This is a genomic window from Kitasatospora sp. NPDC008050 (assembly GCF_042957465.1).
Lineage (GTDB): Bacteria > Actinomycetota > Actinomycetes > Streptomycetales > Streptomycetaceae > Kitasatospora.
In genome coordinates this window covers 1-13,039 of record NZ_JBIBIJ010000002.1, presented here as the reverse complement: position 1 = coordinate 13,039, position 13,039 = coordinate 1, and the positions used below count along the sequence as shown (strand labels likewise).

General features: G+C 70.6%; 12 protein-coding genes and 1 rRNA gene. 3 read left to right on the top strand and 10 right to left on the bottom strand.

The features are described from left to right. Positions 1-2: 2 nt before the first annotated feature. Positions 3-362 carry a metal-sensitive transcriptional regulator gene (locus ACFZB9_RS03520; RefSeq protein ID WP_391443341.1) on the bottom strand — a complete coding sequence of 120 codons (360 nt, stop codon included), beginning with the start codon at positions 360-362 and terminating at the stop codon, positions 3-5. A gap of 337 nt (positions 363-699) precedes the next feature. On the opposite strand from ACFZB9_RS03520, the gene ACFZB9_RS03515 reads away from it, so the two are divergent. Continuing rightward, positions 700-1,320 carry a DUF47 family protein gene (locus tag ACFZB9_RS03515; protein WP_327068284.1) on the top strand — a complete coding sequence of 207 codons (621 nt, stop codon included), beginning with the start codon at positions 700-702 and terminating at the stop codon, positions 1,318-1,320. 5 nt (positions 1,321-1,325) lie between these two features. Continuing rightward, entirely contained in the window at positions 1,326-2,321 is a 996-nt protein-coding gene (locus ACFZB9_RS03510; protein WP_391443340.1) for an anion permease, read from the top strand. Positions 2,322-2,467: 146 nt separating this feature from the next. On the opposite strand, the gene pstB is transcribed toward ACFZB9_RS03510, so the two are convergent. The 8 genes from pstB to mshD form a co-directional block, all read right to left on the bottom strand. Continuing rightward, positions 2,468-3,244, bottom strand: coding sequence for a phosphate ABC transporter ATP-binding protein PstB (gene pstB, locus ACFZB9_RS03505; protein WP_391443339.1), 777 nt, complete (start codon positions 3,242-3,244; stop codon positions 2,468-2,470). Between the two features lie 42 nt (positions 3,245-3,286). Then, a complete protein-coding gene (gene pstA, locus ACFZB9_RS03500) occupies positions 3,287-4,369 on the bottom strand; it encodes a phosphate ABC transporter permease PstA (RefSeq protein WP_391443338.1) in 1,083 nt (360 codons plus the stop codon). Next, positions 4,366-5,409, bottom strand: a complete 1,044-nt coding sequence (gene pstC, locus ACFZB9_RS03495) for a phosphate ABC transporter permease subunit PstC (RefSeq protein WP_391443337.1) — start codon at positions 5,407-5,409, stop codon at positions 4,366-4,368. The genes pstA and pstC overlap by 4 nt, the downstream gene beginning before the upstream one ends. A gap of 166 nt (positions 5,410-5,575) precedes the next feature. Continuing rightward, the gene (gene pstS, locus ACFZB9_RS03490; protein WP_391443336.1) at positions 5,576-6,712 is read right to left on the bottom strand and encodes a phosphate ABC transporter substrate-binding protein PstS; all 1,137 of its coding nucleotides are present in this window, start codon (positions 6,710-6,712) and stop codon (positions 5,576-5,578) included. A gap of 286 nt (positions 6,713-6,998) precedes the next feature. Continuing rightward, on the bottom strand, positions 6,999-7,706 hold the full coding sequence (locus ACFZB9_RS03485; RefSeq protein WP_391443335.1) for an NUDIX hydrolase: 708 nt from the start codon (positions 7,704-7,706) through the stop codon (positions 6,999-7,001). Continuing rightward, positions 7,691-8,833 carry a CHAD domain-containing protein gene (locus ACFZB9_RS03480; protein WP_391443334.1) on the bottom strand — a complete coding sequence of 381 codons (1,143 nt, stop codon included), beginning with the start codon at positions 8,831-8,833 and terminating at the stop codon, positions 7,691-7,693. Before ACFZB9_RS03480 ends, ACFZB9_RS03485 begins: the two co-directional genes overlap by 16 nt. 73 nt (positions 8,834-8,906) lie before the next feature. Further along, a complete protein-coding gene (locus tag ACFZB9_RS03475) occupies positions 8,907-11,081 on the bottom strand; it encodes an RNA degradosome polyphosphate kinase (RefSeq protein WP_391443333.1) in 2,175 nt (724 codons plus the stop codon). A gap of 331 nt (positions 11,082-11,412) precedes the next feature. Continuing rightward, positions 11,413-12,387, bottom strand: coding sequence for a mycothiol synthase (mshD, locus tag ACFZB9_RS03470; RefSeq protein WP_391443332.1), 975 nt, complete (start codon positions 12,385-12,387; stop codon positions 11,413-11,415). Positions 12,388-12,411: 24 nt separating this feature from the next. Between mshD and ACFZB9_RS03465 the strand changes: the two genes are divergently transcribed. Further along, the gene (locus ACFZB9_RS03465; protein ID WP_391443331.1) at positions 12,412-12,879 is read left to right on the top strand and encodes an NUDIX hydrolase; all 468 of its coding nucleotides are present in this window, start codon (positions 12,412-12,414) and stop codon (positions 12,877-12,879) included. Between the two features lie 68 nt (positions 12,880-12,947). On the opposite strand, the gene rrf is transcribed toward ACFZB9_RS03465, so the two are convergent. Continuing rightward, positions 12,948-13,039, bottom strand: a 5S ribosomal RNA gene (rrf, locus tag ACFZB9_RS03460); the annotation flags it as partial.

Here is a 13,039-nt window from a genome sequence, read left to right as displayed (position 1 = left end):
CGTCAGCTCCGCAGCAGGCGGCTGATCGCGGTCATCGCCTCGCTGACCTTCTCGTCCATCGCCGAGCCGCCCTCCTCGACGGCGGCCGCCACGCAGTGCTTGATGTGCTCGTCCAGCAGCGCCAGCGCGAAGGACTGCAGCGCCTTGGTGGTGGCCGAGACCTGGGTGAGGATGTCGATGCAGTAGACGTCCTCCTCCACCATCCGCTGCAGGCCGCGGGCCTGACCCTCGATCCGGCGCAGCCGCTTGAGGTGGTCCGCCTTGTGCGAGCTGTAACCGTGCGGGCCCGCCCCGTGCCCCGAGTGCGCCGGTGCCTCGGTCGGCTGGGTGCCGGTGCTGCTGTCCGTGCTGCTGGTGGTCATCGGCCTGCCCCGTTCTCGTCCCTCGCCCGGCCGATCGCCGCCGGTGCTCCCTAGTGTCCCGCACCCCGGGCCCCGGTGGTGTTACCCCGTCCGGGCGGCTGATCGGGATCATCGGGCGCCGGGCAGGCGCATTCCACCCGAGGTTCCGTCAGACTGAGGGTTCACAGATCCACGACCCGCACGCCGACGTACGAGGTCCCCGCCGGGGTCTGACGGACGAGTCGACCCGCGACCCGGAAGAGGAGCATCCGGTTCCCAGTCGCGCACCCCGTTTGCACAATCCTGACGCAGAGCACCTAGCATCGTTCAGTCCACTCCCCGCTCATCGGAGATTTCCGTGCGTTTTAGCCTGACCCCGAAGGAGACGAGCTTCTACGACATGTTCGCCGCCGCCGCGGAGAACCTCGTCGTCGGATCGAAGCTCCTGCTGGAACTGCTGGGCTCGGACGTGGCAGCCCGCGCGGAGATCGTCGAGCGCATGCGCGCCGCCGAGCACGCGGGCGACGACACCACCCACGCGATCTTCCACCAGCTGAACTCCTCCTTCATCACGCCGTTCGACCGCGAGGACATCTACAGCCTCGCCTCCTCGCTCGACGACATCATGGACTTCATGGAGGAGGCCGTCGACCTGGTCGTGCTCTATGACATCCAGACCCTGCCCAAGGGTGTGGAGGAGCAGATCGAGGTGCTGGCCCGGGCCGCCGAGCTGACCGCCGAGGCGATGCCGCGGCTGCGCAGCATGGCGCACCTGAACGAGTACTGGATCGAGATCAACCGGCTGGAGAACCAGGCGGACCAGATCCACCGCAAGCTGCTGGCCCACCTGTTCAGCGGCCAGTACGAGGCGATCGAGGTGCTCAAGCTCAAGCAGGTCGTGGACGTGCTGGAGGAGGCCGCCGACGCCTTCGAGCACGTCGCCAACACGGTGGAGACCATCGCCGTCAAGGAGTCCTGACCAGCGTGGACATGGCAGCACTCATCTGCGTCATCGGTGTGGCGTTCTTCTTCACCTACACCAACGGCTTCCATGACTCGGCGAACGCCATCGCCACCTCGGTCTCCACCCGGGCGCTGACCCCGAGGGCCGCCCTCGCGATGGCCGCGGTGATGAACCTGGCCGGCGCCTTCCTGGGCAGCGGGGTGGCCCAGACCGTCTCCAAGGGCCTGATCGAGACCCCGCACGGCAGCAAGGGGATGACCATCCTCTTCGGCGCGCTGGTCGGTGCGATCGCCTGGAACCTGGTCACCTGGTACTACGGCCTGCCGTCCTCCTCCTCGCACGCGCTCTTCGGCGGCCTGGTCGGCGCGGCGCTGGCCGGCGGCACCGGGGTGATCTGGCACGGCGTGATCGACAAGGTCATCATCCCGATGGTGGTCTCGCCGATCGTCGGTCTGGTGGCCGGCTACCTGGTGATGCTGGCGATCCTGTGGATCTTCCGCAAGGCCAACCCGCACCGGGCCAAGCGCGGCTTCCGGGTCGCGCAGACCGCCTCGGCCGCCGCGATGGCGCTGGCCCACGGTCTGCAGGACGCCCAGAAGACGATGGGCATCGTGGTGATGGCGCTGACCATCTCCGGGCACCAGAGCGGCAACGGCATCCCGATCTGGGTGAAGATCTCCTGCGCCACCATGCTCTCGCTGGGCACCTACGCGGGCGGCTGGCGGATCATGCGGACCCTGGGCCGCAAGATCATCGAACTGGACCCGCCGCAGGGCTTCGCCGCCGAGTCCACCTCCGCCGCGATCATGTACGTCACCTCGTACGTCTTCAAGGCGCCGATCTCCACCACGCACGTGATCACCTCGGCGATCATGGGCGTGGGCGCCACCAAGCGGGTCCGCGCGGTGCGCTGGGGAGTGGCCAAGAACATCGTGCTCGGCTGGTTCATCACCATGCCGGCCGCGGCCCTGGTCGCCGCGCTCGCCTACTGGCTGACCGACCTGGCCGTGGGCTGACGCTCCGGCCGCACCGCCCGGACCGCACGAGTCCACGAGCAGGAGGGCCCACCCCCGCGTCCCGGGGGTGGGCCCTCCTCTCGTACTCCGCGGCGGCACCGCCATGCAGCGCCGCGGAGCAGTCATGTCACCGCCGGCCGGTGGGTCTAGCCGAAGCGGCCGGAGATGTAGTCCTCGGTCGCCTGCACCGACGGGTTGGAGAAGATCCGCTGGGTGTCGTCCAGCTCGATCAGCTTGCCCGGCTGGCCGACCCCGGCCAGGTTGAAGAAGGCGGTGCGGTCCGAGACGCGCGCGGCCTGCTGCATGTTGTGGGTCACGATGACGATCGTGAACCGCTCCTTGAGCTGGCCGATCAGGTCCTCGATCGCCAGCGTGGAGATCGGGTCCAGCGCCGAGCAGGGCTCGTCCATCAGCAGGACCTCGGGCTCGACCGCGATCGCGCGGGCGATGCACAGACGCTGCTGCTGACCACCGGACAGGCCCGCGCCCGGCTTGCTCAGCCGGTCCTTGACCTCGTTCCAGAGGTTGGCGCCCTTCAGCGAGCTCTCCACCACGCCGTCCAGCACCGACTTCTTCCGCACCCCGGCCAGCTTCAGGCCGGCCACCACGTTCTCGTAGATCGACATGGTGGGGAACGGGTTGGGCCGCTGGAAGACCATGCCGACGGTGCGCCGCACCGCCACCGGGTCCACGCCGGAGCCGTAGAGGTTCTCGTCGTCCAGCATGACCTTGCCCTCGACCCGGGCGCCGGGGATCACCTCGTGCATCCGGTTGAGGGTGCGCAGGAAGGTGGACTTGCCGCAGCCGGAGGGGCCGATGAAGGCCGTCACCGAGCGGGGCTCGACGGTCATCGAGATGTCCTCGATGGCCCGGGTGGCGCCGTAGTAGGCCGACAGTCCGCTGACGTCGATGCGCTTTGCCATGATCTTTCGTCTCTCTCGTCTGTTCGTACGTCAGTCGGTCGGTCAGTGGCCGGTCTTGGGCGAGCGCCAGCGTGCGATGCCCCGGGCGATCAGGTTGAGCCCCATCACCAGGGCGATCAGCACCAGCGCGGCCCCCCAGGCACGGGCGTAGCCGTACTGGTTGTTGACCTGGGAGTACTGCTGCCAGATGAAGACCGGCAGCGACTCCTGGGGCCCGACGAACGGATTGGCGTTGATCGAGTCCCAGACGCCGACCAGCATCATGACCGGCGCCGTCTCACCGGCGATGCGGGCGATCGCCAGCATCACACCGGTGGCGATGCCGCCGATCGCGGTCGGGAGGACGATCCGCAGGATCGTCTTCCACTTGGGCACGCCGAGCGCGTACGAGGCTTCGCGCAGCTCGTTCGGGACGAGCTTGAGCATCTCCTCGGTGGACCGGACGACCACCGGCATCATCAGGATCGCCAGCGCGAGGCTGCCCGAGAAGCCGGAGTAGGCGAAGCCGAGCGCGATGTTCCAGACGGACAGGACGAACAGACCGGCGACGATCGACGGGATGCCCGTCATGACGTCGACGAAGAAGGTGACGACCTTCGCCAGCGGGCCCCGGCCGTACTCGACCAGGTAGACCGCGGTGAGCAGGCCGATCGGGGCGGCCATCGCGGTGGCGAGGCCGATCTGCTGCAGGGTGCCGAGCAGCGCGTGGTAGACGCCGCCGCCGGGGCCGGAGGAGGCCACCACCCCGCGCATCGAGTGGCTGAGGAAGTCGCCGTTCACCACGCCGGCGCCCTGCTGGATGGTGTAGGCCATCAGCGAGACCAGCGGGATGATCGCGAGGATGAAGGCGACCCAGATCAGCGAGGTGGCGATCCGGTCCTTGGCCTGCCGGACCCCCTCGACGCGGGTCGAGAGGCCGAAGGTGATCGCGACGAAGAGCAGCGCCGCGATCAGGCCCCACTGGAGGTGGCTGGCCAGCCCGAAGCCCGCACCGATCGCGCAGCCGAGCGCGATGGCGAGCACGGCTATGCCGGGCGGGGCCCAGCGGGGCAGCCGGGCGGCGGTCAGCGAGTGGCGCAGCAGCGGGACCGGCGTGCGGTCGGCGACAGAAGGTGCGGTGGTCATGCGTTGGCCCCCGAGTACTCCTTGCGGCGGGAGATGATCAACCGCGCCGCACCGTTCACCAGCAGCGTGATCGCGAACAGCACCAGGCCGGCCGCCATCAGCGCGTCCTTGCCGACCGTGCCCGCCTCACCGAACTTCAGCGCGATGTTCTGCGCGAAGGTGCCGCCGCCCGCGTCCAGGATGTGCAGCGACAGCTCGCTGCTGGAGGACAGCACGGTGGCCACCGCGATGGTCTCGCCGAGCGCCCGGCCCAGACCGAGCATCGAGGCGGAGATGATGCCCGGACGGCCGAAGGGGATCACCGCGGTGCGGACCATCTCCCAGCGGGTCGCGCCCAGTGCGAGCGCCGCCTCCTCGTGCATCCGCGGCACCTGGCGGAACACCTCGCGGCTGACCGCGGTGATGATCGGCAGGATCATGATCGCCAGGATGATGCCCACGGTGAACAGGCTGCGCGCCGGCGCCCCGGGGTGGGTGGTCTTGAAGATGTAGGTCCAGCCGAGGTAGTCGTTCAGCCAGCTCATCAGGCCGTTCAGGTGCGGCACCAGGAAGAGCGCACCCCACAGGCCGTAGACGATGCTGGGCACCGCGGCCAGCAGGTCCACCAGGTAGGCGAACGGCTGGGCGATCCGGCGGGGCGCGTAGTGCGAGATGAACAGCGCGATGCCGATCGCGACCGGGACCGCGATGGCCATCGCGATGGCCGCGCTCACCACCGTGCCGAAGGCCAGCACCGCGATGCCGAAGCTCGGCTTGAGGAGGTTGTCCGGGTCCCACCCGAAGGTGGTCAGGAAGTTCGTCTGGTCCTTGCTGATCGCCATCCCGCTGCGGTACAGCAGGAAGCCCGCGATCGCGGCCATGATGACCAGCAGCAGGATGCCGGAACCGGCCGACAGGCCGAAGAACAGGCTGTCACCGAACCGGCTGTTGCCCTTCAACGAGCTGCGCGCGGGCTGCTCGGCGGACGCGGGTGGCCGGCCCTGGACGGACGTGGGAGGCCCTGGCTGCTCAGCGGAGCCGGGCGGTGGGGAGGAGGTCATGAGGTTCTAACTCCGGTCTGGTGGTGCTGCCCGGCGGGCGGGCGGCACCATGGCGGCGGTGCCCCGGACGAAAACGTTCACGGAAAGCGGTACTGACGGTCGGCGATCCCGTCCCCCCGACGCGGGACCGCCGACCATTGAGCGGACCCGAAGGTCAGCTCGGGTTTCAGCTCAGGTTGCCGATCGCGGCCTGGACCTTGCTGGCGATCGGGGTCGGCAGCGGGACGTAGCCCTTGGTGGCGATGGCCTGCTGGCCGCCGTTGCTGGCGATGTAGGTGAAGAAGGACTTCAGGCTCGGCAGGGTGGCCGCGCTGTTGCCCTTGTCGCAGGCGATCTCGTAGGTCACCAGGACGATCGGGTAGGCGCCCTCGGCCTTGGTGCCGTAGTCCAGCTGCAGCGCCAGGTCGTTGCCGGTGCCGATCACGGTGGAGTTGGCCAGCGTGGTGGCGGCGTTCGCGGAGGTGGCCTCGACCGCCTTGGTGGCGCCGGTCGCGATCGCGGCGGTCTTCAGGCTGTTGTTCTGCGCGTAGGACAGCTCGACGTAGCCGATCGAGTCCGAGGTCTGCTTGATCTGGGCCGCGACACCGGCGCTGCCGGTGGCCGACTGGCCGCCCTTGCCCTGCCAGGTCTTGTTCGGCGCGTAGCTCCAGGCGCCGTTCGAGGTCTTGGCGAAGTACGAGGTCAGGTTGTAGCTGGTGCCCGAGTCGTCCGACCGGTGGAAGGTCTGGATGTTGTCACCCGGCAGGGTCACGCCCGGGTTGAGGGCGGCGATGGCCGGGTCGTTCCACTTGGTGATCTGACCGTCGAAGATCTTCGCGGAGGTCTGGCCGTCGAGGATCAGGTTGTCCACGCCGGGGACGTTGTAGACCAGGGTGACCAGGCCGGCGACCATCGGCAGGTCGATCGCCTGGCCGCCGTTCTGGCAGACCGCCTTGGAGGCGTCGACGTCGCTCTGCTTGAGGGCGAAGTCGGTGCCGGCGAAGGCCACCTTGCCCTGGTTGAACTGGGCCACACCGGCACCGGAGCCGACACCGTTGTAGCTGACCTGCGAGCCCGAGCAGGCGTCGCCGTAAGCGGCCTTCCAGACGTCGACCGCGTTGCCCTGGGCGGTGGAGCCGGCACCCTGGAGGGGGGACTGCTTCGCGGCACAGGTGATCGCCGCGGCGCTGCTGGCGCCACTGGCGGTGCTGCTGGTCTTGGTGGTGTTGTTGTCCGAGCCGCAGGCCGCGAGCGACAGCGAGCTGACGAGCGCCACGGCACCGATTGCGAGGGCCTTGGTGCGGCCGTTCCGCTGGAGCTTCACAGGGTGTCCCTTTCTTTGGCACAGTCCACGCGCGCCCAGCCGAAGGTCGGGGGCGGGTGGTACCAGCTGTTGGTCCGGGGCCTCTTCGGCCCGCCGGTAGGACCGAAGCTAGGCCGGACAGGTGACACGTCAGCCGGTCGCAAGTGAACGGAGAGTGAACCTCGGAGGGATGCCAGGAAACACCGGCTCGTAGTCACGGTTGCATCACGGTAAGGAATCGGCCAAGACACGCTGTCAGGTGACGGGACGCCAACCACCAGGCAACGCGGACCGGACGCGCCCGCGCTCAGCCCACCAGCGGCGCCAACTGCTCCAGCCGCGCCAGCAGCGCGTCGATCAGCTCCCGGTCCCGGGCGTGCGTCAGCTTGGCCCGAGCCTTCTCCGGCTTGAGCCACTTCATCCGGTCCACCTCCCGATTGGGCCGGAACTCCCCGCGCACCGGCACCGCCGCCCAGTACCGCACCTCCTTGGGCCGCCCCTGCGCCCGGTAGTGCTGGGCCGGCAGCGGCGCCAGCAGCCGGCAGACCAGCCCCGTCTCCTCCTCCACCTCGCGCAGCGCCGCCTGCCACGGCGTCTCGCCGGCCATCAGCTTGCCCTTGGGCAGGCTCCAGTCGTCGTACTTGGGCCGGTGGATCAGCGCGATCCGCGGCTTGCGCAGCCCCTGGCCGTTCTTCCGCGGGCCGCCGGGCAGCCAGAGCACCGCGCCCGCCGCCAGCACCGTGCCGGGGCGAGCGCCGTGCTCGGCGGACGGCTCTGTGGACAGCGCTGTGGACGGCGCTGCGGCCGGCTCCCTGGAGATCGCGGCCGACGGCTCGGCGCCCGGGTGGACCGGGACACCGCGGCCGGGCCCGGTCAGCAGCCCCTGCCGCTTGGCCTCCCGCCGCCGACGGCGCGCCAACTGCTCGCCCGCCGCGGATGCCGCGGCAGGAACCGCCGCCGCCGGGGCCGCCATCCGCGGGTCCGGGTACCGCTCAACGCTCAGGCGCTCGCCCATTCATGCCATCCGTGCTGCGGGAGGGTCGGCCACTGCCGGCCGAAGGCGTATCTGGCCGCCTCGACCTCCAGTCGCTGATCAGCATGCACCACCCCCAGCACATAGGCCGTCGCGGGGGTGATCCGTGGCGTCCGCGCCGCGGTGGCCACCGTCACCGCCGCATCCGCCGCCTCCTGATGCCGGTCCAGCACCTGGTCGAGCGCGTCCAGTTCGCCGCCCGGGCGCCCGCACACCTCCAGGGCGTAGCGGGCCCGCTTGACCAGGATCCGCGTCCGGTGCCACGGCGCGTCATCCGCCGCCAGCGCGCCGTCCGCGTCCCCCGCCGCCCCCGTTGCCCCGGTTGCCCCCGAGCGCCCCTGCGCCGGCAGCGGTGCGGCAACGGGCGCAGGGGCCGGCGCGACCGCACCGAGCCGGTGCAGCGCGTCCCCCTGGTACGCCGTCGCCGCCCGCTGCCACGGCAGCGCCTGCACCGCCTGGCCCAGCGCCGCGAAGGCCACCGCCGCCTGCGGCAGCAGCACCTCCCCCGCCGCGCTCCCGGCCGCCGCCACCACCGGCGCCTCGCCCACCAGCAGCGTCATCCGGTCCGCCAGCGCGTGCAGCCGCGAGGAGCGCAGCTCCTGCAGCACCGAGCTGTGCACCCGGGTGCGCGCCAGCGTCAGCTGCCGGTCCAGCAGCGCCCGGGCCTTGGGCGCGCCGGGATGCCCGGCCAGCATCCCCGGTCCCCGCGACTCGCCCGCCGCACCGAGCGGCCCGCCGCCGGTGGAGCTGAGCGTGTCCAGCGCCGCCAACAACCGCGCCGAACGCCGCAGATAGGCCGGCTCCTGCGCCAACAGGTTGAGCAGCCAGCGTAGTTCGGTGCGCGACTCATGGGCCCAGCCCGGCTCGAACACCGCGCCGAAGGTGTGCAGCGCACCGCCGATCCGGCGCACCGAGCGCAGCAGATCCCCCGTCCCGGCGCTCCCCGTGGGCGAGTTGAGCGAGGGCAGCGCACCGGGCCGGGCCCCGGCCTCCCCCACTGCCTGTGGCAGCGCGCGAAGGAAGAGGCCGGCCTGTTCGTTGAGATACCGGGAGAGGACCTCCCCGGCGGTCACCGTGGCCGCCGAGGTCGTCATGGGCGCGTCAGTCATGTCGTGGGTACTCCCCGTTCCCCCAGGGCAGGCGACGGATGGTCGACGGATGGTCAGGGACCGCAGACTCGGGTCACAACGCCGCGACAGTGCTCCTGCGGCGCTGGCGCGAGTCGATGAGCAGTTCCTGGATGTCCCGCAGGCGGTGCCCGTCGGTGTCCTGGCTGTGCCGGCTCCAGGCCCCGTCCGGGCCCAGGTGCCAGGAGGCGGTGTCCTGCGCCATGCCGAGGTCGATCAGCGCGGACAGCTCGGCCCGGTGGGCCGGATCCGCGACCCGGACCAGGGCCTCGATCCTCCGGTCCAGGTTACGGTGCATCATATCCGCACTGCCGAACCAGACTTCGGGATCACCGCCGTTGCCGAAGACGAAGATCCGGGAGTGCTCCAGGAAGCGTCCCAGGATGCTGCGCACCCGGATGTTCTCGCTCAGCCCCACCACCCCGGGCCGGATCGCGCAGATCCCGCGCACCCAGACGTCCACCGGGACGCCCGCCTGCGAGGCCCGGTAGAGCGTGTCGATCAGCTGCTCGTCGACGATCGAGTTGACCTTGAGCTTCACGTACGCCGGCAGGCCGGCCCGGTGGTTGGCGATCTCGTTCTGGATCCGCGCGACCAGCCCGTCGCGCAGTCCGCGCGGGGCCGTCATCAGCCGGCGGTAGGACTCCCGGCGCGAGTAGCCGGAGAGCCGGTTGAACAGGTCGGACAGGTCGGCGCCGACCTGCGGGTCGGCGGTGAGCAGCCCCAGGTCCTCGTAGAGCCTGGCGGTCTTCGGGTGGTAGTTGCCGGTGCCCACGTGCGCGTAGCGGCGCAGCGTCTCGCCCTCCTGGCGCACCACCAGCGACAGCTTGCAGTGCGTCTTCAGCCCGATCAGGCCGTAGACCACGTGGCAGCCCGCCTCCTCCAGCTTGCGGGCCCACTTGATGTTGGCCTGCTCGTCGAAGCGCGCCTTGATCTCCACCAGCACCAGCACCTGCTTGCCGGACTCGGCCGCGTCGATCAACGCGTCCACGATCGGTGAGTCACCCGAGGTCCGGTACAGCGTCTGCTTGATCGCCAGCACGTGCGGGTCGGCCGCGGCCTGCTCCAGGAAGGCCTGCACCGAGGTGGAGAAGCTGTCGTACGGGTGGTGCAGCAGCACGTCGCGCTCGCGCATCGCGGCGAAGATGTCGGGCTGCGAAGCCGTCTCGACGTCGGTGAGACCGCGCGCGGTGCCGGCCACGAACTTGCCGTACTTCAGCTCCGGACGGTCCAGGCCGGCGATCCCGAACAGCCCGGTCAGGTCGAGCGGACCGGGCAGCGGGAACACCTCCGCCTCGGTGATGTTCAGCTCGCGCACCAGCAGGTCGAGGATGTAGGGGTCGATCGACTCCTCCACCTCCAGCCGCACCGGCGGCCCGAACCGACGGCGCATCAGCTCCTTCTCCAGCGCCTTGAGGATGTTCTCGGTGTCGTCCTCCTCGACTTCGAGGTCCTCGTTGCGGGTCACCCGGAAGGCGTGGTGGGCGAGCACCTCCATACCGGGGAAGAGCTCCTCCAGGTGCGCCCCCATCACGTCTTCCAGCGGCACGTACCGCTGCGGCGAGGCCTCCAGGAAACGGAAGAGCGACTGCGGCACCTTCACCCGGGCGAAGTGCTTGTGCCCGGAGACCGGGTTGCGCACCACCACCGCCAGGTTCAGGCTCAGGCCCGATATGTACGGGAACGGGTGCGCCGGGTCGACCGCCAGCGGGGTCAGCACCGGGAAGATCTGCTGCCGGAACAGGTTGTGCAGGCGGCCCTGCTCCTTCTCGGTCAGCTCCGCCCAGCGGACCAGCTCGATGCCCTCGGCCGCGAGGTCGGGCAGCACGTCGTGCTGGAAGGCGGCCGCGTGGCGGGCCATCAGCTCCCGGGACCTGGTCCAGATCAGATCGAGCACCTCGCGTGGCTGCAGGCCCGAGGCACTGCGCTGGGCGACTCCGGTGGCGATCCGGCGCTTGAGGCCGGCCACCCGCACCATGAAGAACTCGTCCAGGTTGCTGGCGAAGATCGCCAGGAACTTGGTCCGCTCCAGCAGCGGGATCTGCGGGTCCTCGGCCAGCTCCAGCACCCGCTCGTTGAACGCGAGCCAGCTGCGCTCCCGGTCCAGGAAGCGGCCCTGCGGCAGCTCGTCCAGGTCCGGCCCCTCGACGCCGTCGGGGAACTGGTCGAGCGACACGCCCAGGGACTTGGTCAGCCGGGACGGGGCGGGCACGCCTGGGGACTCGGGCATGGGATCGGCTCCTGAGGGGTCTGACGCTACGGGCGTCGTACCGGCCGCGACCGGGCGGGGGACGGTCATGGGTTCCAGCTCCTCCAGCGGCGTGAGATCCGAGTGCCCGGGCGGGGCCGGCCTGCGGCCGTCCTCACCCGGTTCCGCCACACGCAGCGGAGCGGACCGATCGCCCGGGGCGGTCGATAGCCGACCGACCCCGGCGATGTGGCCCAAGCTGCGGGAGCGAGACACTACGGACGTCATCCTGTGATCTTCGCGTCGGCAATTGAATCCACGGTAAACACCGCATGGCCGGGAGGAAAGCTGAGGCGGTCGGCCCTGCTGCCCGCTAGCGCACCCGGCGACCCTCGGTGACCCGATACATCAGGTCTACCTCGTGCACCGTGAATCCCACCCGCTCGTAGACCCGCACCGCGGCCGCGTTGTCCGCGTCCACGTAGAGCAGCACGGTGGCCAGGGCGCGGTCTACCGCCAGATGGCGCAGCCCGGCGGCGGTCAGCGCCTTGCCCAGCCCGTTGCCCTGCTCGGCCGGGTCCACCCCGACCACGTAGACCTCGCCCAGCTCGGGCTCGGCGGCGGTGGCCGGGTGCACCTTGGTCCAGTGGAAGCCGACCGGGCGCTCCTGTGCGGTGCCCGCGCCGCGGACCGCGAGGAAGAAGCCGGCCGGGTCGAACCACGGCTCGGCGATCCGGTCGGCCAGGTCGCGGGCGGTCCAGGAGCCCTGCTCGGGGTGGTGGGCGAAGGCCAGCGCGTTGAGCCGCAGCCAGGCCTCGTCGTCCGCGCCGGGCCGGAAGGTGCGCAGGGTGACGCCCTCCGGCAGCGGCACCTCGGCGGGGGCCGCCGCGGTACGGCGCATCTGCCGCAGCTCGCGGACCAGCTCCGCGCCGAACACCTCGGCCAGCCGCCGGGCCGCCGGGTGGCCGCCGTGCGCCCAGAAGTCGACGGCGCGCTGCTCGCCGGCCTCGGCCAGCACCGCGCCGACCAGCGACCGGCCCAGTCCCAGCCCGCGACGGTCGGGGTGCACGGCCAGCTCGGCGGTGCCGGCGGCCTCCTGCAGCTCCAGCTGCGCGTAGCCGGCCGGGGTCTCGGCCACGCCGGCCACCAGATGCCGCACGCCCTCGCGCGGCTCGTCCACCCGAAGCCGCAGCCGGCCCGCTTCGGAGACGGCCTCCCGGCCGTCGGCGACCGCCGCGGCCCGCAGAACGGAGTGCGCGATGTCGAGCTGCTCGGCGGTCAGACCGCCGCTCACCAGGATCTCGGGGCTCACGTGGGACTCGGACTCGGGAGTCTTGGCGGTATCCATGGACGGGACCTTACGCTGCCTCACATGTCATCAGATGCCATACGAAGAGTTCGTCCGGCCGCCTACGCGGTCTGCGTCCAGGACGACCGGATCCTGCTCGCGCGCTGGGTCGGCGCGGACGGGGAGCGGCTGTGGACCATGCCGGGAGGCGGGCTCGACCACGGGGAGGATCCCTACGACGCGGCGATCCGGGAGGTGCGGGAGGAGACCGGCTACGAGGTGGAGCTGGTCCGGCTGCTCGGGGTCGACTCGGAGAACTTCCTCATTCCAGCCGACGCGGTGAGCCCTCAGCCACGTGACTTCCACGGCCTGCGGATCGTCTACGAGGGCCGGATCACCGGAGGCGAACTGCGCGACGAGACGGACGGCTCGACGGACCTGGCGGCCTGGATCCCGCTGGCGGAGGTCGAGGAACTGGAACGGGTCTCGTTGGTGGACATCGCGATCGCGCTCCACCGGGAGCGGCCGCCGCTCGGGCGCATCGCGCGGTAAGGAGCGGATTGTGGGGTGAACGCAGAGAAGCCCCCTTCCCGAAGGAAGGGGGCTTCTCTAGAATAATTGTTCGGCGGCGTCCTACTCTCCCACAGGGTCCCCCCTGCAGTACCATCGGCGCTATGAGGCTTAGCTTCCGGGTTCGGAATGTAACCGGGCG

What these genes read in the sequence shown, in the direction of transcription:
- ACFZB9_RS03520 (WP_391443341.1), bottom strand. Translation starts at nt 362, where the DNA reads ATGACCACCAGCAGCACGGACAGCAGCACCGGCACCCAGCCGACCGAG.
- pstB (WP_391443339.1), bottom strand. Translation starts at nt 3,244, where the DNA reads ATGGCAAAGCGCATCGACGTCAGCGGACTGTCGGCCTACTACGGCGCC.
- pstA (WP_391443338.1), bottom strand. Translation starts at nt 4,369, where the DNA reads ATGACCACCGCACCTTCTGTCGCCGACCGCACGCCGGTCCCGCTGCTG.
- pstC (WP_391443337.1), bottom strand. Translation starts at nt 5,409, where the DNA reads ATGACCTCCTCCCCACCGCCCGGCTCCGCTGAGCAGCCAGGGCCTCCC.
- ACFZB9_RS03485 (WP_391443335.1), bottom strand. Translation starts at nt 7,706, where the DNA reads ATGGGCGAGCGCCTGAGCGTTGAGCGGTACCCGGACCCGCGGATGGCG.
- ACFZB9_RS03480 (WP_391443334.1), bottom strand. Translation starts at nt 8,833, where the DNA reads ATGACTGACGCGCCCATGACGACCTCGGCGGCCACGGTGACCGCCGGG.
- ACFZB9_RS03475 (WP_391443333.1), bottom strand. Translation starts at nt 11,081, where the DNA reads ATGCCCGAGTCCCCAGGCGTGCCCGCCCCGTCCCGGCTGACCAAGTCC.
- mshD (WP_391443332.1), bottom strand. Translation starts at nt 12,387, where the DNA reads ATGGATACCGCCAAGACTCCCGAGTCCGAGTCCCACGTGAGCCCCGAG.
- ACFZB9_RS03465 (WP_391443331.1), top strand. Translation starts at nt 12,412, where the DNA reads ATGTCATCAGATGCCATACGAAGAGTTCGTCCGGCCGCCTACGCGGTC.